We start from the raw sequence: 23,258 nt of genomic DNA on the forward strand, positions 1-23,258 counted from the left end.
CCCTGCGATGACTCATGGCCGATTCCGCTTTTTTCTGCACGCTCTCCCACGAAGGCATCCTCGCCGTCCGCGGCTCGGACGCTGGCAAGTTCCTGCAAGGCCAACTGACCTGCAACATTAACTACCTCAACGACAGTACCAGCAGCCTGGGTGCGCGTTGCATGGTCAAGGGCCGAATGCAGTCGAGCTTTCGCATTCTTCCTGACGCCGACGGCTTTCTGCTGGCCATGGCCCGTGAGCTGCTCGAGCCACAACTTGCCGACCTGAAAAAGTACGCAGTGTTCTCCAAAGCCAAACTGACTGATGACAGCGACGCCTGGGTTCGCTTCGGCTTACAGGAGGGTGAACGGGCCCTGCAAGATCTGGGCATCGAAGTACCTGCACAGATTGATGGCATAAGCCGCCACAACGGGCTGATTGCCATTGCCGTGTCGACCGGGCGCATCGAGCTATGGGTACCCGCCGAGCAAGCAGAACAGGTACATGCACAGTTAGCCGCCAAGCTTTCACAGGCAACGCTGAATGACTGGTTGTTGGGGCAGATTCGCGCAGGAATCGGCCAGGTCATGGCCCAGACTCGCGAGCTGTTCATTCCGCAGATGATCAACCTGCAGGCCGTCGGCGGCGTCAGCTTCAAGAAAGGCTGCTACACCGGTCAGGAAATCGTCGCCCGCATGCAATACCTGGGCAAACTCAAGCGACGCCAATACCGGGTGAGCTTGGCTGGCGAGAACGTGCCCGAGCCCGGTACCGAGATTTTTTCGCCTACCCACGGCTCCTCGGTAGGTGAAGTGGTGCTGGCGGCACGCAGCACAGACGGAATCGAGCTCCTGGCGGTGCTGACCGCTGACGCTGTGCAAGACAATAACCTGCACCTGGGCAGCCCGGAAGGCCCGAGTCTGGACCTGCTGTCCCTGCCCTATGAGCTGGATCGTGACCGCGAAATCCAGCGCTGAGCCGGCCTCGTCCCGACGGTAGAACGCCGGGGCCCATTTGAATTGCGTTAGAGAGTCACCATGAACAAGCTGGCCGAGACGGTCCAGGCCCAGTTGCTGGCCGCCATCGACAACGATGACCTGGTGTTGCCGACCTTACCCGAGGTCGCCTTGAGCATTCGCGAGGCCGCCGAAGACAGCGAGATCAGCGTCAGCGCCTTGAGTAAAGTCATCGGCCGCGACACTGCCCTTACTGCTCGCCTGATCAAGGTAGTAAATAGCCCACTGCTGCGCGCCACAGTCGAAGTGACTGACTTGCAGACGGCCATTACCCGCCTCGGCATCAACTACAGCTGCAACCTGGCCGTGGGTCTGGTGATCGAGCAGATCTTCCACGCCCGTTCTGAGGTGGTAGAACAAAAAATGCGCGAAATCTGGGCCAGTAGCCTGGAAGTGGCAGGTATCAGTTACGAACTCTGCTTGCGCTACACCCAACTCAAGCCTGACCAGGGCGCCCTCGCGGGGCTTGTTCACCAGATCGGTGTGCTGCCCATCCTGATCTATGCCGAAGAGCACAACGAACTGCTCTCTGACCCGGTATGCCTGAACTATGTCATCGACCAGATCCATCCGGCACTCGGCGACAAGATTCTGAGCAGTTGGGAGTTTCCCGAACAACTGGTGAAGCTGCCTGGGCAGGTTCTCAACCTGGATCGCGGTAGTGATCGGGTCGATTACGTTGATATTGTCCAGATTGCCCGGGCACTGAGCGCTGGCCCCGGCAAGTCTCGACCCTTGGCAGCCCTTCCGGCCTACCGCCACCTGGGGCTGCCTACCGGCACCGAACTGGTGGCCAGCGACCTGCTCCAGGCCCGGGCAATGTTTCGTTAATCGCCGGTAAAACTGACGCGCACTTTCAACCCGCCTCCGTCGCCATCGTGAAGGCTGATTTTCGCCAAATGGGCGCGGCAGATTTCTCCGACAATCGCCAGGCCCAGGCCGGTCCCTTGCGCATTGCGGCGGTAGAAGCGCTCAAACACCCGCTCACGCTCATCCTCTGGAATCCCCGGGCCATCGTCCTCGACTTCCAGCACTCCCGGCGCGTAGACCCGCAAGATTACATTGCCGCCCTTGGGTGTATGAGCCAAGGCATTGTCCACCAGGTTGCTGAGCAACTCATTGAGTAACGTCGGCTCGCCACGCACATGCACCGGGGCTTCAGCCTCCAAGGCCAGCGCCACCCCGCGAGCGTAGGCCAGCGGCGCCATCGCCATCCCCAGTTCCCGTGCCAGTTGACTGAGGTCCAGCAGTTGCGCGCCGCCTTCGGCTATCGCCCGTGCACCGTTTTCCACTCGCGCCAGCGACAACAACTGATTGGCCAGGTGAGTCAGGCGGTCCGTGCCTTGAACCGCAGACTCCAGGGTATCGCGCCAGACCTGCGGCTCATTCGAGCGCAGGCCCAACTCAACCCGGGCCTTGAGGGCCGCAAGAGGGGTGCGCAGTTCATGAGCGGCCTCGGCAATAAACTGCGCCTGACGCTCGAACTGTTCACGTAGCCGCTCGGTAAAGTGGTTCAAGGCGCGCACCAGTGGGCTCAGCTCACGCTGCACCTCGACCAGCGGCAAGGCGCGCAGGTCGTCGGGCTGACGCTCCTCGACGGCGCCACGCAAGCGCTCCAACGGACGCAATGCAGCGCTTACGGCAAACCACACCAGCATCAATGCGCCGAGTGCCAGCATGCCCAGACGCAGCAAGGTATCGGCCATCAGACTACGGGCCATGCGCACCCGCGCCTCTTCGGTTTCTGCCACACGAATTTCGGCCATGCCATTCATGTTCGGCTCACTGACGGCCTTGAGCAGACTGACTACGCGCACATCCTGCCCCAAGTAGCGCGCATTGTAGAACCGAGCCAGCGCCGGGTAGTCATCGGTGCGTGGCGTGCCGGGTGGTGGCGCGGGGAGGTTTTCATAGCCGGAGATCAGGCGCTGATGAATGTCATTGACCTGGTAGTAGATACGGCCGGCGCTGTCGTAGGCAAAAGTATCCAGGGCCACATAGGGCACATCGGCGCTGAGCGTGCCATCGCGCTGTGACAAGCCGGCAGCGATGGTGCGCGCCGAAGCCAGCAGGGTTCGATCATAGGCAGTGTCGGCAGCTTCGCGACCGTTCCAGTAGGCACTGAGCCCGCTGGCGAGCATCAACACCACCAGCAGCAGCGCCAGGTTCCATACCAAGCGCCCGCGCAGGCTGCCACTGTCACGCATCGCGGTGCTCGAGCAGGTAACCGAGCCCCCTGAAGGTGACGATGACGACGGCATGACCATCGAGCTTCTTGCGCAGGCGATGGATGTAAATCTCGATGGCATCGGCGCTGGCTTCCTCATCCAGGCCGAACACCTGGGCGGCCAGTTGCTCTTTGCTCATCACCCGCCCAGGACGCGCAATCAAGGCTTCGAGCACCGCCTGCTCGCGCGAGGTCAAGGTCAGCAGATCATCATCGAGGGTGAAGCGCCGAGTATCGAGGTCATAGACCAGCGGCCCGCAGCGTTGCTGGCGCTCGCCACCGAGTACGCTACGACGCAGCAAGGCCTTGACCCGCGCTTCAAGCTCAGTGAGCTCGAACGGCTTGGCCAGGTAGTCATCGGCGCCCAGGTTCAAGCCGTGAACCCGATCCTTGACGTCACTGCGTGCTGTCAACATCAACACCGGTACGGTCTTGCCGCGTGCACGCAGGCGTGCGAGCACCTCGAAGCCGTCCATGCGCGGCAGCCCCACATCGAGCACCGCCACTGCATATTCCTCGCTGGCCAACGCCAGGTCAGCAGCCACGCCATCATGCAGCACGTCCACTGTCAGCCCCGTGCTCTTGAGCGCCTGGGCCACGCTCTCAGCTAGCTGCAGATGATCTTCTACAAGCAGCACACGCATTGTTTTTTCTCCTGTCAGGTCCAGGTCAATGGCGCGGAGTGTACAGCCGACTGCTCGCCTGTGAAGCCTTGGTAACGATGAAAAGCAGTTGAAAGGTTAGTGAAAGGTTCAGCCCCTAGCATCCTCTCACGGCTCACTCTGCTTGCCGTACAACCGAACCTTGAAGTTCGAACTAATAAGAACAAAAACGGAGTTACTCGACGATGCTGTCCATGCAGCCACAGGCCCATGTGCCTACCCGCCGTTTGCCTACCCGCCAGTCCGCCGTTGTCAGCGCCCTCGCCCTTGCCGGCGTCGCGCCAATGAGTCAAGCCGCCTTCTTCGATGACAGCAAGGCAACCTTCGAAACCCGCAACATGTATTTCAATCGCGACTTTCGCGATGGCACCAGTGCCCAACAGTCCAAGCGTGATGAGTGGGCCCAGGGCTTCATGCTCAACTTTGAGTCCGGCTATACCGATGGCACTGTAGGCTTTGGCCTGGATGCCCTTGGCATGCTCGGCATCAAGCTCGACTCCAGCCCCGACCGCGCAGGCAGCGGTTTGCTGCCCACCCACGACAACGGTCGCGCAGCCGATGAATATTCCAAGCTTGGCCTGACCGGCAAGGTCAAGATTTCCGCCACCGAACTCAAAGTCGGCACCTTGATGCCCGAGCTGCCCACTTTGCAGCCAAACGACGGTCGTATCCTGCCGCAAACCTTTGAAGGCGGTCTGCTGACCTCAGGCGAAATCAAGAACCTGACGTTTACAGGCGGCCGCCTGGAAAAAGCCAAGGATCGCGACAGTACCGACAATCAGGACATCGCCCTGAATAACAAGAACAGTCGCTTTCTAGGCACTGTTGCCGGCAACCACTTCGACATGGCTGGCCTGGATTACAAGTTCACCGACAAGATTACCGGTAGCTACCATTGGGCTCAGCTCGACGATGTCTACCGCCAGCACTTCGTCGGCATGCTCGCCAGTCAGCCTTGGGGGCCGGGCACGTTTGGCGCCGACCTGCGCATGGCCTTCAGTGATGACCAAGGTCAGGCCCGCGGCGGTGCGATCGACAACACTGCGCTCAACGGCATGCTCAGCTACAGCCTTCTGGGCCACAAGCTCAGTGCCGGCTACCAGCACCTGTCAGGCGATACCGCCTTCCCTTATGTCGACGGCGCTGATCCTTACCTGGTCAACTTCGTCCAGATCAACGACTTTGCCGGCGCCGACGAGCGCTCCTGGCAAGCCCGTTACGACTACGACTTTGCCAAACTGGGAATCCCTGGCCTGACCTTCATGACCCGCTACATCAGCGGCGATAATGTCAGCCTGGCCGATGGCGGTGAAGGCAAGGAATGGGAGCGCAATACCGAATTCAAGTATGTGGTGCAAAGTGGCGCTCTGAAAAACGTCGCCGTGCGCCTGCGCAACGCAACATTCCGTTCGAACTTTGCCCGTGATGCGGACGAGGTAAGACTGCTGGTGAGTTACAGCCTTGCACTGTGGTAATCCCCGATAACAATAACGCTCACGGAGATCGACGATGACCTTTTCACTGCGCCGCATTGCCCTCGCCACCGCCTGCTTGATGCTCGCCGGCCAAGCCCTGGCAGCCGAACCGAAACGCCCGGAATGTATTGCCCCCGCCTCGCCCGGCGGTGGCTTCGACCTGACCTGCAAGTTGGTGCAAAGCGCCCTGGTCAACGAGAAGATTCTCAGCAAACCCATGCGCGTGACCTACATGCCCGGCGGTGTCGGCGCGGTCGCCTACAACGCAGTGGTTGCCCAGCGTCCTGCGGACGCCGGCACCCTGGTGGCCTGGTCCAGCGGTTCGCTGCTCAATCTGGCCCAGGGCAAGTTCGGCCGCTTTGACGAAAATGCCGTGCGCTGGTTGGCGGCGGTCGGCACCAGTTATGGCGCCATCGCGGTGAAAAACGACTCGCCCTACAAAACCCTCGATGACCTGGTAGCGGCGCTGAAAAAAGATCCGAGCAAAGTGGTGATCGGCTCTGGCGGTACCGTCGGCAGCCAGGACTGGATGCAGACCGCGCTGATCGCCAAAGCCGCCGGTATCAACCCGCGCGATCTTCGTTATGTCGCCCTTGAAGGCGGTGGCGAAATTGCCACGGCGCTGTTGGGTGGGCACATCCAGGTCGGCAGTACCGACATCTCCGACTCCATGCCGCATATCCAGAGTGGTGACATGCGTCTGTTGGCAGTGTTCGCCGAAACCCGGCTGGACGAGCCGGAAATGAAGAACATTCCTACCGCCAAGGAGCAAGGCTACGACATCGTCTGGCCGGTGGTGCGCGGCTTCTATCTGGGGCCAAAAGTCACGGATGAAGAGTACGACTGGTGGAAAGCTTCGTTCGACAAACTGCTGGCCTCCGAAGAGTTCGCCAAGCTGCGTGACCAGCGCGAACTGTTCCCCTTTGCCATGACCGGCGCCGAGTTGGACACCTATGTGAAAAAACAGGTGGCTGATTACAAGGCCCTGGCCAAGGAATTCGGGCTGATCCAGTAAGCCTGTCATTCCCCTATTGGAGCGGATTCAACCACCAAGGGCTGCACCTGCGGCCCCGACGGGGAAGGCTTTGCCCTTTGCCTCTGGATAACGGCGCTCCGACACAACCGATGACTGTTTGTGAACCTCATTGAGGACAGACGACATGATCCTGCAACGCGTCTTCGCCCTGATTCTGCTGGCGCTATGCGCCGCCCTGGCCGTGATGGCCTGGCCGTATCAGGCAGCTTTTTCCTATGAACCGGTCGGCCCCCGCGCTTATCCGCTGCTGATGCTCGGCTTGATGGCCCTTGGCCTTCTGTACCTCGCCTTTCGACCCACACCCATCGTGCATAAAGACGACGAGCCAGAACTGGACCGCGAGACCCTCAACAAGATTGCGCTGTGCGTGGGCTTGCTGCTGGTCTTTGCTGCCACTTTCGAGCCGCTCGGTTTCATTCTCAGTGGCGTACTGATTGGCGTACCAATGGCCCGTCTTTACGGCGGACGATGGCTACCCAGCGTGATGATCATCGGCCTAATGACGATCGCTCTGTACTGGTTGTTCGACCGGGTCATGGATGTCCCACTGCCCTTGGGCCTACTCGACGTTCTGGAGAATTGACATGGATACTCTCAGCTATCTAGGCCAGGGCTTCGGCGTCGCCCTGAGCCCGTACAACCTGGTTACGGCATTGGCCGGCACCTTGATTGGCACCGTGGTGGGCCTGTTGCCGGGCCTGGGCCCGATCAATGGCGTGGCTTTGCTGATCCCTATCGCCTTTGCCCTTGGCCTACCACCGGAATCAGCACTGATTCTGCTGGCCGCGGTGTACCTGGGTTGCGAGTACGGCGGACGCATCAGCTCGATCCTGCTCAACATCCCCGGTGAAGCGTCGACTGTAATGACCACCCTCGACGGCTACCCCATGGCCCGCCAAGGTCTGGCCGGGGTGGCACTGTCGCTGTCGGCCTGGAGTTCGTTCATCGGCGCGTTCATCGCCACGTGCGGCATGGTGCTGTTCGCACCCTTGCTGGCGAAATGGGCGATCGCCTTCGGACCTGCGGAATACTTTGTACTGATGGTGTTTGCCATTGTCTGTTTGGGGGGTATGGCCGGTGATCGTCCCCTCAAGACCTTCATCGCCGCATTGATCGGTCTGTTCCTGTCCAGCGTCGGCATCGATGCCAACAGTGGCGTCTACCGATTCACCGGCGACAGTGTGCACCTGGCTGACGGTATTCAATTTGTCGTGCTGGTGTTGGGTTTATTCTCCATCAGCGAAATCCTTCTGCTGCTGGAAAAAACCCATCACGGCCACGAAGCAGTGAAGGCCACCGGACGCATGCTGTTCAACTTCAAGGAAGCGGCGTCGGTATTCGTGGTCAATATTCGCTGCGGTGTGCTCGGCTTTATCATGGGCGTATTGCCAGGTGCCGGTGCGACCCTGGCCAGCGCCGTAGCCTACATGACCGAGAAGCGCATCGCCGGTGCCAGTGGTACCTTTGGCAAAGGTGACAAGCGGGGGCTGGCTGCTCCGGAAACCGCCATCGGTGCATCGTGCTGCGGCGCCCTGGTGCCCATGCTGACTCTCGGCGTTCCTGGCTCAGGCACTACCGCGGTGATGATCGGCGCCTTGACCCTGTACAACATCACCCCCGGGCCAATGCTGTTCGCCCAGCAACCCGATATTGTCTGGGGCCTGATCGCCTCGCTGTTTATCGCCAACATCATGCTGGTGATCCTCAATATCCCGATGATCCGCATTTTCACCCGCATTCTTGCGGTGCCGAACTGGGCCCTGGTGCCAATCATCGCGATCATTACCGCGATTGGCGTGTACGCCGTGCATGCAACCACCTTCGACCTGTTCCTGATGATCGGCATCGGTATTTTCGGTTACATCCTGCGCAAGCTGGATTTCCCCCTGTCGCCGATCTTGCTGGGCTTCATTCTCGGTGGGTTGATGGAGCAGAACCTGCGCCGCGCCCTGTCGATTTCCAATGGTGCCCTGGACATTCTTTGGTCCAGCCCGATCAGCATGAGCGTATGGGCATTGACCATCACCATGATGCTTCTGCCACTGCTGCGAATCTGGCGCAAGCGCAGCATCCAGCGTCGTGCCCTGGCTGATGTCTAATGGGCCGTTGAAGCTGTATTGGGCGACTGGACTGGTTGGCCTGGCTGGCGGTTACATCGCCAGCCAGGTTGGCTGGCCACTGCCTTGGATGGTCGGCTCGTTGTTGGCGATCATCCTGGTGCGCTGCCTGACCCCTTGGCAGTTGAGCGAAATTCCGGGCGGGCGCAAATGCGGGCAATGGATTATCGGCATCGGCATCGGCCTGCATTTCACCCCCGCCGTGGTCGAACAGGTGGCGAGCAATTTCGGCCTGATCTTCTGCGGTGCATTGATCACCAGTGTGTCCAGCGTGGTTGGCATCTGGCTGTTGCGCCGTACCGGCGAAGACCGCGCCACGGCGTTCTTTTCCAGCATGCCCGGCGGCTCGGGAGAAATGGTCAACCTCGGTGCGCGCAATGGCGCGGTGCTCAGCCAGGTGGCTGCGGCACAAAGCCTGCGTGTGCTGGCCGTGGTGCTGTGTGTACCGGCGCTGTTCAAATACCTGCTCGGTGACGGTGTGGTGCTCACCCATGCCGGTAGTGTCAGCTGGGGTTGGCTGGCACTGATCTGCCCTGTGGGGATTGTTGTAGCATGGTTATGGCAGCGTTTGAAACAGCCCAATCCCTGGCTGTTTGGACCACTATTGGTGGCGGCCATTGCCAGCGTCGGCGCCAACCTGCAGATCGCGCTCCCCGACGGTGCCAGTCAGATGGGGCAATGGCTGATCGGCAGTGGGCTGGGTTGCCATTTCAACCGAGCCTTCTTTCGCCGCGCGCCCTCGTTTCTTGGGCGCACACTGATTGCCACCGCCCTGAGCATGCTGATCGCTGCTGTTGCAGCCTGGGTGTTGAGCCAATTGACGCAGTTGGACCTGCGCTCGCTGACTCTGGGGATGATGCCCGGTGGCATTGCAGAAATGAGCCTGACCGCCGAAACGCTGCAGCTTTCTGTACCTCTGGTGACCGCGCTACAGGTGATGCGCTTACTGTTTGTGCTGTTTCTGGCCGAGCCGCTGTTCCGCCATTGGATCGGCGAGCACTCTACAGCCGGGCCAGACAGCAAAAAAGGAAGCTAAGGCTTCCTTTTTTTACTTACAACGGCGGCAACGCCCATTCCACCGGCGTCAGGCCATGTTGTTCGAGGAACTTGTTGGTACGGCTGAAATGCCCGCAACCAAGGAACCCACGGTAAGCAGACAACGGCGACGGATGCACTGACTTGAGCACCAGGTGCTTGGTGCCATCGATCAATTTCTGCTTGCTCTGTGCATGCGCGCCCCACAGCAGGAACACGGTATTGGGCTGGTGCTCGCTAACCAGCTCAATGATGCGATCAGTGAAGAATTCCCAGCCTTTTTTGGCGTGGGAGGCAGCATTGGCGCGCTCCACGGTCATGGTGGTGTTGAGCAGCAATACACCCTGATTCGCCCAATGTTGCAGGCAACCGTGCTTGGGGATCTCAATGTTGAGGTCGCGGTGCAATTCCTTATAGATATTGACCAACGAGGGCGGCGTTGCAATACCCGGTTGTACCGAAAAACACAGGCCATGCGCTTGCCCCGGACCGTGATAGGGGTCCTGGCCGAGGATCACCACCTTTACCTGATCCAGTGGTGTGGAATTAAGTGCATTGAAAATCAACGGACCCGGCGGATAGATTTCCTTGCCTGCCGCATGCTCCTCGCGCAAAAACTCACGCAGTTGGTGCATGTAGGGTTGCTCGAATTCAGCACGCAGCGCCTCTTTCCAGCTGGGTTCAAGTTTGATGCGATCGTCGTCAGTCATGGGGCCATCCGTAAACAATGGCGCGACACTAGGAAAGCTGCCCGCGCTTGTCAATCGATCCGACCGGCGACCGGCAGTTTCGCCGGCACCGACCATACTTGTCCGGATAAAACCAATGAGGTCGCCCATGGCAGTTCAGTGCGAAGAACTCACCGGCGTCGATGGCGCACGAATCGGCATCGCCACTCTGGATGCAGCCAAGGCGCTCAATGCCTTGTCATTGCCGATGATCGACGTGCTCGACCAGCAACTGGCCCGATGGGCCGACAACCCGGAGATTGTCTGCGTGTTGTTGCGCGGTGCAGGCACCAAGGCGTTTTGCGCCGGTGGCGATGTTCGCAGCCTGATGCAGGCTTGTCGCGATCAGCCGGGGACTGTTCCGACCCTGGCAGCAAACTTTTTTGAAGCAGAGTATCGCTTGGACTATCGCCTGCACACTTACCCCAAACCTGTGCTGTGCTGGGGTCATGGTCACGTGCTGGGCGGCGGCATGGGCCTGTTACAAGGCGCCAACGTGCGCATCGTGACGCCGAGCAGCCGCCTGGCCATGCCTGAAATCAGTATCGGCTTGTACCCGGACGTAGGTGCCAGCTGGTTTCTTGCCCGCCTCCCCGGAAAACTCGGGCTGTTCCTGGGCATGACGGGTGTCGCTCTGAATGCCCGCGATGCCTTGGACCTGGGCCTGGCTGATCGATTACTGGGGGAAAATCAGCAGGAGGAACTGATCGATGACCTGCTCCAATTGAACTGGCAGGAACAGACCGCGTTGCAATTGAACAGCCTGCTCAAGGCCCAGGAACACAGGGCCCAGGCTGACATGCCGCCAGCCCAGTGGCTGCCTCGACGCCAGCAGATCGACGCACTGCTCGACGTCGCTGACCCAATCTGTGCCTGGCGCGCCATTGCCACGCTGCGGGGCCATAACGATCCGCTGCTGGCAAAAGCTGCACAAACCATGCTCGAAGGTTCCCCGCTGACCGCCCACCTGGTCTGGCAGCAAATTCAGCGAGCACGGCATCTGTCGCTGGCCCAGGTGTTCCAGATGGAATACAGCATGAGCCTGAATTGTTGTCGCCACCCCGAATTCGCCGAAGGCGTGCGCGCCCGGCTGGTCGACAAAGATCAACAGCCGCGCTGGCACTGGGCGGACATTGCCAAGGTGCCAGCGGCGGTGGTCAATGCGCATTTCGCTAAAGTGTGGGAAGGCCGCCACCCATTGGCGGACCTGGGCTGAACTATCTAGCGGTGCCAGTTGCCATTGGCTCGACCATCACGGTTTCGTTCATGGCGTGAAGCGCCCTGGCGATAACGATCGTGCCCTCGGCCTGGATAAGGCTTGTAGTAGTGATCCGGTGCCGGTCGGTAATACTGCGGCGGCGAGCGATAGTAATGCGGCGTTGGCCGGTAATGCTGAGGGGGTGGTGAGTAATAACGCTGCTGCGGCACCACATAATAGCCACGGTTGTACGGGTAGGAAGGCCGGTAATGGCCGGGATAGCCATAACGATCGGCGGTATAGACTTCTGTACGATGGTAGTAACCATTACCTCCATAAGGGACACATGCGGCGGTCAGCAAACTCAGCACGGCAATAAGCAAAAGTCGGCGATACATAGCGGCCTCCCGGACCGCGAAACTGCCCATCCCAGCGGCGCTGGTCGGCGTCGATCGGCAAGCATTCATCGACAAACATTAAGACCATCAAAAGCGGCGCCGGTGCTCCCGCAGAAATAATTTGAAACAACGCCAATACCCTTGATAATTGTCCAGTTATTTTCCAGTGCTGCCACTAGAATGAACGGCATTGGCCTACATCAAGGGATTGTAAATTGCCACGCTCCGCCTTGTTTTCGCAGCGCTCGCTAATTCTGACCTTGCTGTTACTGCTCGGCAGCGGCTTTTTGGCCACATCACTGCTGAGCTATTTCGCTTCACGCAGTGCGATTCGCGACAGCATCGTCAACACCGAACTGCCGTTGACTTCGGATACTGTCTACTCGGAAATCCAGAAGGACCTGGTAAGACCAATCCTGATTTCCTCGATGATGGCTCACGATACCTTCCTGCGGGACTGGACGCTGGCGGGTGAGCAAGACAAAGCGCAGATATCTCGCTATCTCAACGAGGTCATGACCCAGTACCGCGCCTACACCGCATTTTTCGTCTCCAGTGCTAGCGGCAATTACTATCAGGCGCAAAAAGGCGTCTTGAAGAAAATCGATCCGCAGGAACCTCGCGACGTCTGGTACTACCGGGTAAAGGAAATGCCCACCCCTTACGAAATCAACGTCGACCTGGACATGGCCAACCAGGACAAACTCACTGTCTTCATCAATTATCGAGTACTCGACTACCACGGTAACTTCATTGGTGCTGTCGGCATCGGCCTTACAGTCGAAGCTGTGGTGCGGCTTATCGACGACTACCAGCAGCGGTACCAACGCCAGGTTTACTTCGTCGATCCGCAAGGCCTGGTGGTGCTGACCGGCTCCAAGGGCGGAGCCCACGGTGCCCGAACCGGCCAGTCGCTAAATGAGCTGGACGGCTTGCGTGAATTGCTCAAGCAGATGCCCACGCCGGTGGGCGGCAGCCATGAGTACACCAGTCGCAACGGCAACAGCCATTTCCTCAATGTGCGCCTGGTACCGGAGTTGAATTGGTACCTGTTCGTGGACAAGCGCGAAGACGGCGCCCTGGATAACATCCGCCAGACGCTGTACCTGAACCTTGCGATCTGCACCATTATTGGCCTGGTGGTGTTGTCCTTGCTCAATGCCATGGTCAAGCGCCATCAGGACAATATCGAAACCCTGGCCACTCGCGACAGCCTCACCGGCCTGCCCAACCGTCGCGGTTTCGATCTTCTGGCCGCGCAGGCACTCAGTGAAGCGCATCGAGACACCAAGGCGCTGGTGGCATTGTTGATCGATCTTGATCACTTCAAGATCCTCAATGACACCCATGGCCACCTCGCTGGCGACGAAGTATTGCGCCAGTTCGCCCGGGTACTGGAAAACTGTTTGCGCCAGGTAGATATTATTTGTCGCTGGGGTGGCGAAGAGTTCATCGTGTTGCTCAAGGATACCGACTCCACTCATGCTCAAGAGGTCGCCGAAAAGATTCGTCTGCACTGCGAACAACGGGAATTCACGTTTACCGACAAGGTGATCCGCCTGACGACCAGTATCGGCTTGAGCAACTTGCAGCCTGGCGACACCTTGCACAGTGTGATCGCTCGCGCTGATCATGCGCTGTACCGCGCCAAGCAAAGTGGACGCAACCGTGTCTGCGTGGAAATACTCAGGTCCGACTATGAATGACCCCAAATGCTGCCCAGCCTGCGGCGCCAGCAACCGCTGCAGCCTCGCCGACCCCCGTACGGCAACCAAAACCTGTTGGTGCTACAGCGTAAGCATCGCCCCGGAAATAATCGAAGCGTTGCCTGCCGACCAACGCAACACAGCCTGCTTGTGCCCCGCCTGCGCTCAGGTACTGGATCAACTGAAAGCAGCCAAGGCAGCGCTCGCCAGTTAAACTGCAACGCCCAGCACCTGTGCCTTGTATGCGCCTTGATCGATTTCTCAGTAACCTGCCCTGCTTCAATCGCCAGCAAGTACGCTTGCTGCTGGCGCAGCGACGGGTACGCGTAGACGGTTGCTGTGTAACTGATCCACAGCTGGAAGTGCGCGAATTCAGCCGCATCGAGGTCGATGAGCAGTTGCTCCAGGACCCGCAGCCGGCACGCTACCTGATGCTGCACAAACCCCAGGGCTGCGTCAGCGCCACGCAGGACCCTGAGCACCGAACCGTGCTGGATTTGCTCGATGAATCAGACAAGCACACGCTGCACATTGCCGGGCGCCTGGACTTCAACACCACCGGCCTGATGCTGTTGACCAACGATGGGCAATGGTCACGGCGCTTGACCCAGCCGCGAACCAAGCTGGCGAAGATCTACTACGTCGAGACCGAACAGGTCATCGAACCCCACTACATCGAAAAATTCAGCCAAGGCTTCTACTTCGCCTTTGAAGACCTCACCACCCTGCCCGCCGAGCTGACCCTGCTCGGCCCGCGCAGTGCGCGACTGAGCATCGTCGAAGGCCGTTACCATCAGGTAAAGCGCATGTTCGGCCACTTCGACAACAAGGTACTGCGCCTGCATCGTGAAGCCATGGGCCCGCTGAATCTGGACCCCGGCTTGCGTCCAGGTGAATACAGGGCGCTTTATCCCGAAGAAATCCTCGCCATCTGAAGCAACGACCGCCTAGCGGAAAGATTTCTTTAATTGCCCCCAAGGCACTTGCGAGTTGCCCCTGTGCCTGCTTGAATCCAATCGTCGGTCTGCATGTGACCAGTCAGTCACAGACGCAGTCCAAGACGCCTTTTTGCTGGCGACCAATGCCTCGAAGCACTGGAGTCCGGCAGATTGCCCGCCTAGAACAATACCCGTCGACCAGCGTACCGGATCGACAAGGGCCCTCGGTTTCTCTTCAAGGCGCATGCCTACCTGTCATAAAGAACGCGCATTCTTGCATGTGCGAACACCCTTTTTGCGCCAGGAGTCGACGAGATGAGGCCAGAAATTGCTGTGCTTGATATACAAGGTCAGTATCGGGTTTACACGGAGTTCTATCGCGCAGATGCCGCTGAAAAAACGATCATCCTGATCAATGGCTCGTTGGCCACGACGGCCTCGTTTGCCCAGACGGTTCGTAGTCTGCACCCGCAATTCAACGTCGTTCTGTACGATCAGCCCTATGCCGGCAAATCCAAGGCTCACAACCGGCACGAGCGGCTGCTGACCAAGGAAACCGAAGGGCAGATACTGCTGGAATTGATCGATCACTTTGCAGCCGATCACGTGATGTCATTTTCCTGGGGAGGTGCCTGCACATTGCTAGCCCTGGCCCATAAACCACGGCGTATCGAGAAGGCCGTTGTCAGCTCGTTTTCACCGGTAATCAACGAGCCAATGCGCGACTACCTCGAGCGCGGCTGCCAATACCTCAGCGCCTGTGACCGTTATCAGGTAGGCAATCTGGTTAACGACACCATCGGCAAGCACCTGCCCTCGTTATTCAAGCGCTTCAACTACCGGCATGTGAGCAGCCTGGACAACCACGAATATGCGCAAATGCACTTTCACATCAACCAGGTGCTCGAACACGACCTGGACAATGCCTTGCGCAGCGCGCGCGTGATCGACATCCCGGTATTGTTCATGAACGGTGAGTGGGATGAATACACCACCATCGACGACGCACGGCAGTTCAGCCAGCACGTGCGCAATAGCCATTTCAGCGAGATCCGAGCTACAGGGCATTTCCTCGACATGGAGCACAAGGCGGCCTGCAACGATACCCGTGACGTATTACTGAGCTTTCTCAAGCCAACAGCACGAGAATCCCGCGTACGTTATCAGCACGCTCAGGAACACCATGCCCTGGCGATCTGAACAACAGTGTTGGTGGGGTAGCACAGCCTCTTGCATCAGTGGCAACGGCAAAAAAGGAGATGCAAGATCTCGTGCTACCGGCCACCAACCCGTTTTTTTTACAGCGCGACACTTCAAACTTCATCGTGTTTCTGGTAAAAAGTCAGCCCTGAAAGCGGGTGTCGTATAATGGCATTACTCCAGCTTCCCAAGCTGATAACGAGGGTTCGATTCCCTTCACCCGCTCCAGCTTTTTTCAGGTGTTCAATTCCTTTTCTGTAACAGCATATTTTGCCGTTACAGAGTCAACGGAAACACCCATCAACGTCTCCCCTCTTGTTCTCGTCATTTCAGACCCTGCTCTGAAAGAAACACGTGATCTGAGCCCCTGTCTGCGCAAGTCAGTCCGACATTACCGTATCCCCTATGGGCTGAACCGGCCCGTGGCGTTTTAGTTTTCTGGCGTTCAACCCCTGCTTGTTGAATTAGCCAGCACATAAAAATCATGCATGTTCAGGAGCTGTTGGTGATTCAAGGAATGCGCGGTGAGTAAGATAAAGTTTGATGTAGATGCTGTGTACTGCATATCGCTTATAGAACGGACGGACAGACGCGAGTTGTTCAGGAAAACCCTGGGGCGTCTGCTTTATAACCCGGTCATATTCCATGTCGTCGAAAGAAACCAAGACCCTGTAAAAGGATGTTACGAATCTCACCAGGCGCTGGCAAAGAAAGCACTGGAAGAGGGATTGAATCGAATATTGATCTTTGAAGATGACGTAAAGCCTTATGAATTAAAGGCAACGTCGATTCGCTGGATCAATCGTTTTATCCGTACTCGAAACTTTGAGGCCCTGCACTTGGGCTACAGCATGGGTAGAACGTGGTTGACCTGGTTCCCATTCATTGCCCGAGGCAAGGTTGTAGCACTGCATGCCTACATTCTTTCGCGCGAAGGATGTCAGGTGCTAGCCAACACACCTTACGACGGCACGCCAGTTGATGTGGTGTTCAAAAAGCGCATCAAACAGCATTGCGCGTTTCCCATGCTGTTTCGCCAACATGCAGGATCGGACGTTGGCAGTGACATCGAAGCGGTCGTACGCAACGAAGATGAGTGGTGGCAACGCAATTGGGACAAACACCGGCGATCACCGGTTAAAAATTTCTGGCGCACGATGCTTCGCCTGAACTTCTAGTCCCGAGCAAGAGCAGCACAACCTTTTGATCTGGCGCCAGCTTTGGATCGCGCAATGCGCTTTAATTAGAGCGTTTGCGAATCTTCAGCCTTGTTGCGAAACACTCTAAAGGACTGTTCATGCTGCTCTCTCGCTGGCTCCCAGGCCTGGCCAATCTTTTGCACTATCGCCGCGAATGGTTCCATGCCGACCTGCAAGCCGGGTTGTCGGTGGCAGCCATCCAGATTCCGATTGCCATCGCCTATGCACAAATCGTCGGGCTGCCACCGCAATACGGGTTGTACGCCTGTATTCTGCCGATGATGGTCTATGCCTTGGTGGGCAGCTCAAGACAATTGATGGTCGGCCCGGATGCAGCAACTTGCGCCATGGTTGCAGGCGCCATCGCCCCGTTGGCGATGGGTGACCCTGCACGGCTGGCGCAGTTATCGGTGATCATCACCCTGCTGGTCGGGCTGATGTTGATCGCCGCGGGCGTGGCACGTGCCGGTTTTATTGCCAGTTTCTTCTCGCGCCCGATTCTGATCGGCTACCTGAACGGTATTGGCCTTAGCCTGTTGGCCGGACAGCTAGGCAAGGTGCTGGGCTTTCAGATAGAAGGCAATGGTTTCATCCTCAGCCTGATCAACTTGGTCGAGCGCTTGGGAGAAATCCGCTGGTTGACGCTCACTATCGGCATGGCCGGCCTGGCGCTGCTGATCTGGTTGCCGCGTCGCTATCCGCGCCTGCCTGCCGCTTTGGTCACGGTGGTTATCGCCACCGCAGTGGTCGGCGTGTTTGGCCTGGATCGCTTCGGCGTGGCTATTCTCGGCCCGGTCCCCGCGGGCATCCCTGAGCTGGCCTGGCCTCAAACCAATCTGGAAGAAATGAAAAGCCTGATGCGTGATGCCCTGGGTATCGCCACGGTGAGCTTCTGTAGCGCAATGCTCACGGCCCGTAGCTTCGCGGCTCGGCACGGTTATGCGATCAATGCCAACCATGAGTTCCTGGCACTGGGGGTGACCAACATCGCCGCTGGTGTTTCCCAGGGGTTTGCCATCAGCGGCGCCGACTCGCGCACGGCGGTCAACGACATGGTCGGGGGCAAAAGCCAACTGGTGGGCATTATCGCCGCCTTGGTCATCGCCCTGATCCTGTTGTTTTTCACCGCACCGATGGCCTGGATTCCACAGGCAGCGCTAGGTGCCGTACTGCTGATGGCCGGCTGGGGCCTGATCGATGTGAAGTCCCTAGGAAAAATCTACAAACTCAGCCGTTTCGAGTTCTGGTTGTGTGTACTGACAACCGTTGGGGTGCTGGGGCTCGGTGTGCTGCCCGGTATCATTTTTGCCGTGACCCTGGCGATCTTGCGCCTGCTCTACAGCATCTACCAACCGACCGATGCGGTACTTGGCTGGATGCCCGGGGTTGAAGGCCAAGTGGATATCCGTCAGCACAAGGAAGCACGCACAGTGAAGGGGCTGGTGGTGTATCGCTTCGATGACGCGATCCTGTTCTTCAATGCCGACTACTTCAAGATGCGCCTGCTCGATGCAGTGCAGCAGGAAAATGAGCCTCGGGCAGTGCTGTTCGACGCCGAAGCGGTCAGCTCAATCGACGTCAGCGGCATTTCAGCATTGCGCGAGGTGCGTGACACCTTGCAGGCGCGTGGTATTCACTTTGGCATTGCCCGAGCGCGCGGCCAGTTTCTCCGTATGCTGGTGCGCTCGGGCATTGCTCGAGAAATGGAAAAAGGCATGCTGTTCGGGTCAGTGCGCTCGGGTATCCGTGCCTACCGACTGTGGCGCAACCGCACGCGTAAAGGCGCCGTGTCGACACCGACCTGAACCGCAGGGCCGCAGCATTAGCGTTGCGGCATCAGCCCCGGCAGAGCATGCATCAAGGCATTGACGGCAAAACCGATGAACATAACGCCGCAAGCCCGGGTGATCCACAGTTCGTAGCGGGTATAGAGCGTGCGCACATGGCGCGCGCCAACCACTGCGATAAGAATTACGTAGGCCAGCAGGCCACCGACAAAGCTCAGTGCGATGAGCATTGGCAGCATCGACCAGTCCAATGCTTCGGCGCGGCTGGAGAGCAAAGCGGTGAAGGTTGCAACTGCCACCGGGTAGGCCTTGGGGTTGGTCAGGCCGAATACCACACCATGCCAGAACGGCTTGCGCACCGGGCCGCGCTCACCGTCACCGCTGCCAGGACGACTGCGCAACGCGCGCCAACCCAACCAGAACAGATACAGACCGCTGAGCAGGCCAAGGATATCGAACACCGAACTGCCAATCTGGCGGGCCCCGACGATAGCGACCAGCGCAGTGCTGCACCACAGCACATCGCCAAGCAAGTGACCACAGAGAAAACCCGCGCCGGCCTTGCGTCCGCGTGAAGCACCAATACCCAGCACTGCGAGCACGCCCGGACCCGGGGTGATGCCATAGATAAAACCAGAAGCCATTACGGCGAACAGCAGCGAAAAGGTCATGGGGCGAGGGGCTCCGAGCGAACGCAGAGCGCGCAGTCTACGGCAGCTATTGGATCCAGGCCAGATCCTCAATAGCCTTGATTGTCGAGTATTTGCACCTCGCTCAAGGCTGCCGGACGCGATAAGTGGCGCAACAAGTTGCCGCTGCGATTGGTGAAGATTCCATCCACCCCAGCAGCCATGACCTTGGCGAAGTCCACTTCCTCGTCAACAGTGTAGACATGCACCACCAACTGCCTGTCATGGCTCAGGCGGTTCATCCACGGCTGCACCAAATCGGCATAGCTCTGCGCCCCACCGGCCGAGCGCGCCGCCGATGGGCCGACGCCAATGGCCCCCGCCGCCTTGGCGTGGTCAAGCCAGCGCTCGAATTCTGCCTTGCTTTCAGGCTGCTGTCGGGCATAGAACGCGGCCTTGTCGGACTCACCCGATTGAGCAAAGGTCTGCTTGGATGCCGGCTCGATACCGCCGTTGCCGACCCATAACAACAGCACCCTGGGCACCTGTGGCATTTCCTGCTGCAGTAACGCCAGACTGCTGCGGTCAAAGCTTTGCAGCACCACCCGACCGGGCTGGTCGAGCCAGCCACGTGCCTGCAGGCGGGCCTTGAGCTGGGCCTCGATGCCTGGAAACAGCAGGGGTTTCTTGGTTTCGATATAGAGCCCGGGCTGCCTGCGCGGATCGCCCTCGGCGATATCGATGACCTCGTCGAGCGTCTGGACCTTCAAGCCCACGAAACGGCTCCGAGCACGTTCGGGGTAGGCGTTGTTGAACCAACTGCCGACATCGAGCAACTTCAATTCAGCCAGGGTAAAAGCGCTGACCGGACTGTTTTTGCGCTCGGGAAATCGCTGCGCAACATCACTGGTACGCAGCAGATTGTCGTCGTGCACGGCAACCAGTACGCCGTCGCGACTACGTTGCAGGTCCAACTCAAGATAATCGGCCCCCAGTTCACGGGCCAACAGGTAGGCCGGCGCCGTGGACTCCGGCGCATCGAACGAGGCGCCGCGATGGGCAATCACCGCAGGGTGGGCGATGCCCTGCAGGTGCGCCAGCACCTTGCCCTGCCCGGCATCGCTCAAGCCAGCGAGGGGCAACAGAGCCAGGCAGCAATAGCGGCGGATACCTTGGAGCAACATAGTCTTCCCTCGGTTGTGCAGCGTATTCAGCATAGTCGCCGACGCTGATGACAAGCCGGTTGCATGCTAAAGTCGCGCCGATTGCCGCCACATCATAGAGATGCCGAATGTCCCACACCAACCTCGATGCCAGCCTTCACCTCTGGCCTGAACTGATCGCCAGCCACCCTTGCAGCGGTCTGCTCCTGGGCAACGGCGCCAGTCGAGCATTGTGGCGACCTTTCACTTACTTCTCCCTGTTTGAAGAAGCCCAGCGGGTGCGTCACAAACCGCTCGGCCTGACTGATCAGGCGTTGTTCAAATCCCTCGGTACCGAGCTGTTCGAGCCGGTACTCAGCGCGTTGAACACCACCGTACGTGTCAATGCCGCCCTGGCGATCAGTTCATCAGCGCCTTTGAATCGCTATTACGCGATCAAGGAAGCACTGATTCACGCGGTGCGTAGCGTTCACGTACCCTGGCGCCTGCTGCCGCAATCGACGCTGAACGTGATCAACAGCGAGCTGCGCAACTACCAGAGCGTCTATTCGAGCAACTACGACTTGCTGTGCCATTGGGCCGCCAGTCAGACGCCGGAAGCTTTTCAGCAGTTGTTCAATGAAGAGGGCGTTTTTGATATCCGCCACACTCGCAGACCGGGGACACGCGTGCTTTATCTACACGGCGGCCTGCATCTGCTCAAGCAACAGGACGGCAGTACTCGCCAGCGCAGCGCCAGCGGCAGTCAGTTGCTCGATGGCTTTGCGGTAAATACCCCGGGCGATGTACCACTGTTCGTCAATGAAGGCAGCAGCGATGACAAGCTCAAGGCCATCAGCAGTTGCGACTACCTTACTTGGTGCCTGGGCGAACTTGCCGGCCATCAAGGCGGCCTGTGCCTGTTCGGCCAGCATCTGGATGGCAGCGACCGACACTTGCTGCACGCTATCAAAGAGGCGCGTCCGGCATATCTGGCGATCGCCATCCGCCCCTTGAGCGAAGCCTCGATCATCAGCCAGAAGCAGCATTACACCCAGCGTTTTGCCGACACTGCGCAGTTGCCACTGTACTTCTTCGATGCCAGCAGCCACCCCCTGGGCGCGCCGGAACTTGAAATCCCGGTTCCACTGACGACGCGCAAGCGGCGCTGACAGCGGGACGATTTCATCATGGTAAATAACAATAATTATCGCTAACATTCGCAGCTTTCTTCTTCGCGCCACCCTGGAAAGCTTGCATGCAACGCCCCAAACCGGACTCGCTGGGCCATGATACGTGCCGCGGGTTTTATGCTGACATCCTGCATTTCCTGCGCAAGCGCATGGATAACGCCAGCGATGCCGCCGACATGACACAGGATGTGTTCGCCCAATGGCTGGGCTATCGTGATCGGTCGCGGGTAGAGCAGCCACGCGCATTTTTGTTCCAGGTCGCGCGCAATCTGCTCAACGATCACTGGCGCCGCCAACGTGTCCGTCACGCCGTGCTCGATGAACAATCTCAGGCCGATGACGTCACTTCCCTGGACACTCGCAATGACCCGCTGAACCATGCCCAGCAGCAACAACGCCTGGAGCAATTGAAGCGTGTTCTCGCCGAGCTCTCGCCGCGCCGCCGCGAAGCCCTTATGCTGCACCGTTTCGAAGGTCTGACGCAGGCACAGATCGGGGAGCGCATGGGCATCTCTGTGAGCATGGTAGAGAAACACATTGCCGCTGCACTGCTGCATTGCAAACAACGCCTGGACAGTGACGACGGCATGGAGCAGCCAGAATGACTACCCCCCCAGAAATCGATAAGCGTTCGGTCGATGCCCAGGCGGCCAGCTGGTTCACGCGCAACCGCAACACACCATCGCGAGCCGTGCGCAAAGAGTTCGAGCAGTGGATGCAGACGCCCGAACATGCCCGAGCCTACACCCAGTTCGTCCAGCTCTGGGATGATTTGGCCGCGCTGAAGACGCTCAACCAACCCGTGCCTCTGCCTACGCGCAAAGTACGTAATTGGCGCCCAGGGCTGGCGATGGCCGCAGCCGTGCTTTGCGCGCTGCTGGCTGGCAACCTGGGGTTGCCTAGCCATCACTACACACAAACGGTGGCGGTCTACAGCGAGCAGCCGCAAACCTTCGAACTGCCTGATGGCAGCCAATTGAGCGTCAATGCCCACACCCACGTACGCATTGATTTCGACGGCGACCGGCGCCTGATCCATCTGGACAAGGGCCAGTTCTACATCGATGTTGCCGCCGACAAGGAACGGCCCTTGTTCGTCGACGCCGGCAGTGCTCGTGTGCGGGTAGTGGGAACCGGCTTCGACCTGCGCCGCAGTCGACATGAACTGGTGGTTAGCGTCGCCCATGGTCAGGTAGCCCTGGAAACGCCCGGAGAGCACCAGCCACCGACACTGCTCGGAGCCCGCCAGCGCGCCACCTACAACCTGGCCCGTGGCAGCATCAGTTGGCAGACCTTGAGCAATGAAGAGGTTGCCGACTGGCGCAGTGGTCATGTGACGTTTCGCGATCGCGAACTGAGCAGCCTGATCGATGAACTTTCACTCTATCGCCCTGCTGAAATCCTGCTCGCTGATCCTGCCTTGGGCCGCTATAGGGTCTCTGGCAATCTGGATATCGAAGACCCCGATGCGTTGCTCAATGCGCTGCCCGCCCTGCTCCCCGTCAAGACCGTCAGCCTGGCCGACGGCCGCGTGCGCATCGAGCGCAAATAAAAACTGAGAATATTTTTCATTCGCATATGAGGGTTTCAAGC

Annotated in this window: 23 protein-coding genes and 1 tRNA gene; 18 read left to right on the forward strand and 6 right to left on the reverse strand. The window is 58.9% G+C overall.

The features are described 5' to 3' along the window. Positions 1–14: 14 nt before the first annotated feature. Both ygfZ and H8F21_RS20950 read left to right on the forward strand, forming a co-directional pair. Positions 15–956, forward strand: a complete 942-nt coding sequence (gene ygfZ, locus H8F21_RS20945) for a CAF17-like 4Fe-4S cluster assembly/insertion protein YgfZ (protein ID WP_203585239.1) — start codon at positions 15–17, stop codon at positions 954–956. 60 nt (positions 957–1,016) lie between these two features. After that, a complete protein-coding gene (locus H8F21_RS20950) occupies positions 1,017–1,826 on the forward strand; it encodes an HDOD domain-containing protein (RefSeq protein ID WP_203477924.1) in 810 nt (269 codons plus the stop codon). Here the strand turns inward: H8F21_RS20950 and H8F21_RS20955 are convergent. Continuing rightward, positions 1,823–3,202 (reverse strand): sensor histidine kinase, encoded by a 1,380-nt coding sequence (locus tag H8F21_RS20955; protein WP_203477926.1) that lies wholly within the window; start codon positions 3,200–3,202, stop codon positions 1,823–1,825. The genes H8F21_RS20950 and H8F21_RS20955 overlap by 4 nt on opposite strands. Next, on the reverse strand, positions 3,195–3,866 hold the full coding sequence (locus tag H8F21_RS20960; protein WP_136474816.1) for a response regulator: 672 nt from the start codon (positions 3,864–3,866) through the stop codon (positions 3,195–3,197). Before H8F21_RS20960 ends, H8F21_RS20955 begins: the two co-directional genes overlap by 8 nt. A gap of 203 nt (positions 3,867–4,069) precedes the next feature. Between H8F21_RS20960 and H8F21_RS20965 the strand changes: the two genes are divergently transcribed. From H8F21_RS20965 to H8F21_RS20985, 5 genes are all read left to right on the forward strand, one after another. Beyond that, the gene (locus H8F21_RS20965) at positions 4,070–5,359 is read left to right on the forward strand and encodes an OprD family porin (protein ID WP_203477928.1); all 1,290 of its coding nucleotides are present in this window, start codon (positions 4,070–4,072) and stop codon (positions 5,357–5,359) included. Between the two features lie 34 nt (positions 5,360–5,393). Then, on the forward strand, positions 5,394–6,374 hold the full coding sequence (locus H8F21_RS20970; RefSeq protein WP_203477930.1) for a Bug family tripartite tricarboxylate transporter substrate binding protein: 981 nt from the start codon (positions 5,394–5,396) through the stop codon (positions 6,372–6,374). Between the two features lie 145 nt (positions 6,375–6,519). Next, positions 6,520–6,978, forward strand: a complete 459-nt coding sequence (locus H8F21_RS20975; protein ID WP_203477933.1) for a tripartite tricarboxylate transporter TctB family protein — start codon at positions 6,520–6,522, stop codon at positions 6,976–6,978. A gap of 1 nt (position 6,979) precedes the next feature. Continuing rightward, complete coding sequence (locus H8F21_RS20980) at positions 6,980–8,494, forward strand: tripartite tricarboxylate transporter permease (protein ID WP_203477935.1); 1,515 nt, start codon at positions 6,980–6,982, stop codon at positions 8,492–8,494. Further along, entirely contained in the window at positions 8,487–9,548 is a 1,062-nt protein-coding gene (locus H8F21_RS20985; RefSeq protein WP_203585240.1) for an AbrB family transcriptional regulator, read from the forward strand. The genes H8F21_RS20980 and H8F21_RS20985 overlap by 8 nt, the downstream gene beginning before the upstream one ends. A gap of 16 nt (positions 9,549–9,564) precedes the next feature. Here the strand turns inward: H8F21_RS20985 and ung are convergent, their stop codons facing one another. Then, complete coding sequence (gene ung / locus H8F21_RS20990) at positions 9,565–10,257, reverse strand: uracil-DNA glycosylase (protein ID WP_203477942.1); 693 nt, start codon at positions 10,255–10,257, stop codon at positions 9,565–9,567. A 127-nt stretch (positions 10,258–10,384) separates the two neighbouring features. Between ung and H8F21_RS20995 the strand changes: the two genes are divergently transcribed. Next, positions 10,385–11,491, forward strand: coding sequence for an enoyl-CoA hydratase/isomerase family protein (locus H8F21_RS20995; RefSeq protein ID WP_203477945.1), 1,107 nt, complete (start codon positions 10,385–10,387; stop codon positions 11,489–11,491). A gap of 5 nt (positions 11,492–11,496) precedes the next feature. On the opposite strand, the gene H8F21_RS21000 is transcribed toward H8F21_RS20995, so the two are convergent. After that, positions 11,497–11,871 (reverse strand): hypothetical protein, encoded by a 375-nt coding sequence (locus H8F21_RS21000; protein WP_203477947.1) that lies wholly within the window; start codon positions 11,869–11,871, stop codon positions 11,497–11,499. 215 nt (positions 11,872–12,086) lie between these two features. Between H8F21_RS21000 and H8F21_RS21005 the strand changes: the two genes are divergently transcribed. From H8F21_RS21005 to H8F21_RS21035, 7 genes are all read left to right on the forward strand, one after another. Beyond that, positions 12,087–13,577 (forward strand): sensor domain-containing diguanylate cyclase, encoded by a 1,491-nt coding sequence (locus tag H8F21_RS21005; protein ID WP_203477949.1) that lies wholly within the window; start codon positions 12,087–12,089, stop codon positions 13,575–13,577. Next, positions 13,570–13,791: a cysteine-rich CWC family protein gene (locus H8F21_RS21010; RefSeq protein WP_203585241.1), complete on the forward strand. Its 222-nt coding sequence runs from the start codon at positions 13,570–13,572 to the stop codon at positions 13,789–13,791. Before H8F21_RS21005 ends, H8F21_RS21010 begins: the two co-directional genes overlap by 8 nt. A 28-nt stretch (positions 13,792–13,819) precedes the next feature. Continuing rightward, positions 13,820–14,512, forward strand: a complete 693-nt coding sequence (locus tag H8F21_RS21015; RefSeq protein WP_203477953.1) for a pseudouridine synthase — start codon at positions 13,820–13,822, stop codon at positions 14,510–14,512. 318 nt (positions 14,513–14,830) lie between these two features. Further along, positions 14,831–15,715 carry an alpha/beta fold hydrolase gene (locus H8F21_RS21020; protein ID WP_203477955.1) on the forward strand — a complete coding sequence of 295 codons (885 nt, stop codon included), beginning with the start codon at positions 14,831–14,833 and terminating at the stop codon, positions 15,713–15,715. A gap of 154 nt (positions 15,716–15,869) precedes the next feature. Next, positions 15,870–15,943, forward strand: a tRNA-Gly gene (locus H8F21_RS21025). Between the two features lie 296 nt (positions 15,944–16,239). Further along, the gene (locus H8F21_RS21030) at positions 16,240–16,893 is read left to right on the forward strand and encodes a glycosyltransferase family 25 protein (protein WP_203585242.1); all 654 of its coding nucleotides are present in this window, start codon (positions 16,240–16,242) and stop codon (positions 16,891–16,893) included. Between the two features lie 119 nt (positions 16,894–17,012). Then, entirely contained in the window at positions 17,013–18,719 is a 1,707-nt protein-coding gene (locus H8F21_RS21035; protein ID WP_203477968.1) for a SulP family inorganic anion transporter, read from the forward strand. A gap of 17 nt (positions 18,720–18,736) precedes the next feature. On the opposite strand, the gene H8F21_RS21040 is transcribed toward H8F21_RS21035, so the two are convergent. Further along, positions 18,737–19,372, reverse strand: a complete 636-nt coding sequence (locus tag H8F21_RS21040; RefSeq protein ID WP_203543522.1) for a LysE family translocator — start codon at positions 19,370–19,372, stop codon at positions 18,737–18,739. 68 nt (positions 19,373–19,440) lie between these two features. Further along, entirely contained in the window at positions 19,441–20,514 is a 1,074-nt protein-coding gene (locus tag H8F21_RS21045; protein ID WP_203585243.1) for a glycerophosphodiester phosphodiesterase, read from the reverse strand. Positions 20,515–20,621: 107 nt separating this feature from the next. Here H8F21_RS21045 and H8F21_RS21050 point away from each other — a divergent pair, with 107 nt between their 5' ends. The 3 genes from H8F21_RS21050 (at position 20,622) to H8F21_RS21060 (ending at position 23,217) form a co-directional block, all read left to right on the forward strand. After that, positions 20,622–21,644, forward strand: coding sequence for a DUF4917 family protein (locus tag H8F21_RS21050; RefSeq protein ID WP_203477976.1), 1,023 nt, complete (start codon positions 20,622–20,624; stop codon positions 21,642–21,644). 86 nt (positions 21,645–21,730) lie between these two features. Then, positions 21,731–22,270, forward strand: coding sequence for an RNA polymerase sigma factor (locus H8F21_RS21055; protein WP_203543524.1), 540 nt, complete (start codon positions 21,731–21,733; stop codon positions 22,268–22,270). Further along, on the forward strand, positions 22,267–23,217 hold the full coding sequence (locus H8F21_RS21060) for a FecR family protein (protein WP_203585244.1): 951 nt from the start codon (positions 22,267–22,269) through the stop codon (positions 23,215–23,217). Before H8F21_RS21055 ends, H8F21_RS21060 begins: the two co-directional genes overlap by 4 nt. The last annotated feature ends 41 nt before the right edge of the window (positions 23,218–23,258 follow it).

Origin of the sequence: Pseudomonas arcuscaelestis (assembly GCF_016881005.1) — a bacterium.
GTDB lineage: Bacteria > Pseudomonadota > Gammaproteobacteria > Pseudomonadales > Pseudomonadaceae > Aquipseudomonas > Aquipseudomonas arcuscaelestis.

Bases quoted from the DNA above. Each gene is read 5' to 3' on its own strand.
- ygfZ (WP_203585239.1), top strand. From the start codon at position 15: ATGGCCGATTCCGCTTTTTTCTGCACGCTCTCCCACGAAGGCATCCTC.
- H8F21_RS20950 (WP_203477924.1), top strand. From the start codon at position 1,017: ATGAACAAGCTGGCCGAGACGGTCCAGGCCCAGTTGCTGGCCGCCATC.
- H8F21_RS20955 (WP_203477926.1), bottom strand. From the start codon at position 3,202: ATGCGTGACAGTGGCAGCCTGCGCGGGCGCTTGGTATGGAACCTGGCG.
- H8F21_RS20960 (WP_136474816.1), bottom strand. From the start codon at position 3,866: ATGCGTGTGCTGCTTGTAGAAGATCATCTGCAGCTAGCTGAGAGCGTG.
- H8F21_RS20965 (WP_203477928.1), top strand. From the start codon at position 4,070: ATGCTGTCCATGCAGCCACAGGCCCATGTGCCTACCCGCCGTTTGCCT.
- H8F21_RS20970 (WP_203477930.1), top strand. From the start codon at position 5,394: ATGACCTTTTCACTGCGCCGCATTGCCCTCGCCACCGCCTGCTTGATG.
- H8F21_RS20975 (WP_203477933.1), top strand. From the start codon at position 6,520: ATGATCCTGCAACGCGTCTTCGCCCTGATTCTGCTGGCGCTATGCGCC.
- H8F21_RS20980 (WP_203477935.1), top strand. From the start codon at position 6,980: ATGGATACTCTCAGCTATCTAGGCCAGGGCTTCGGCGTCGCCCTGAGC.
- H8F21_RS20985 (WP_203585240.1), top strand. From the start codon at position 8,487: ATGTCTAATGGGCCGTTGAAGCTGTATTGGGCGACTGGACTGGTTGGC.
- ung (WP_203477942.1), bottom strand. From the start codon at position 10,257: ATGACTGACGACGATCGCATCAAACTTGAACCCAGCTGGAAAGAGGCG.
- H8F21_RS20995 (WP_203477945.1), top strand. From the start codon at position 10,385: ATGGCAGTTCAGTGCGAAGAACTCACCGGCGTCGATGGCGCACGAATC.
- H8F21_RS21000 (WP_203477947.1), bottom strand. From the start codon at position 11,871: ATGTATCGCCGACTTTTGCTTATTGCCGTGCTGAGTTTGCTGACCGCC.
- H8F21_RS21010 (WP_203585241.1), top strand. From the start codon at position 13,570: ATGAATGACCCCAAATGCTGCCCAGCCTGCGGCGCCAGCAACCGCTGC.
- H8F21_RS21015 (WP_203477953.1), top strand. From the start codon at position 13,820: ATGCGCCTTGATCGATTTCTCAGTAACCTGCCCTGCTTCAATCGCCAG.
- H8F21_RS21020 (WP_203477955.1), top strand. From the start codon at position 14,831: ATGAGGCCAGAAATTGCTGTGCTTGATATACAAGGTCAGTATCGGGTT.
- H8F21_RS21035 (WP_203477968.1), top strand. From the start codon at position 17,013: ATGCTGCTCTCTCGCTGGCTCCCAGGCCTGGCCAATCTTTTGCACTAT.
- H8F21_RS21040 (WP_203543522.1), bottom strand. From the start codon at position 19,372: ATGACCTTTTCGCTGCTGTTCGCCGTAATGGCTTCTGGTTTTATCTAT.
- H8F21_RS21045 (WP_203585243.1), bottom strand. From the start codon at position 20,514: ATGTTGCTCCAAGGTATCCGCCGCTATTGCTGCCTGGCTCTGTTGCCC.
- H8F21_RS21050 (WP_203477976.1), top strand. From the start codon at position 20,622: ATGTCCCACACCAACCTCGATGCCAGCCTTCACCTCTGGCCTGAACTG.
- H8F21_RS21055 (WP_203543524.1), top strand. From the start codon at position 21,731: ATGCAACGCCCCAAACCGGACTCGCTGGGCCATGATACGTGCCGCGGG.
- H8F21_RS21060 (WP_203585244.1), top strand. From the start codon at position 22,267: ATGACTACCCCCCCAGAAATCGATAAGCGTTCGGTCGATGCCCAGGCG.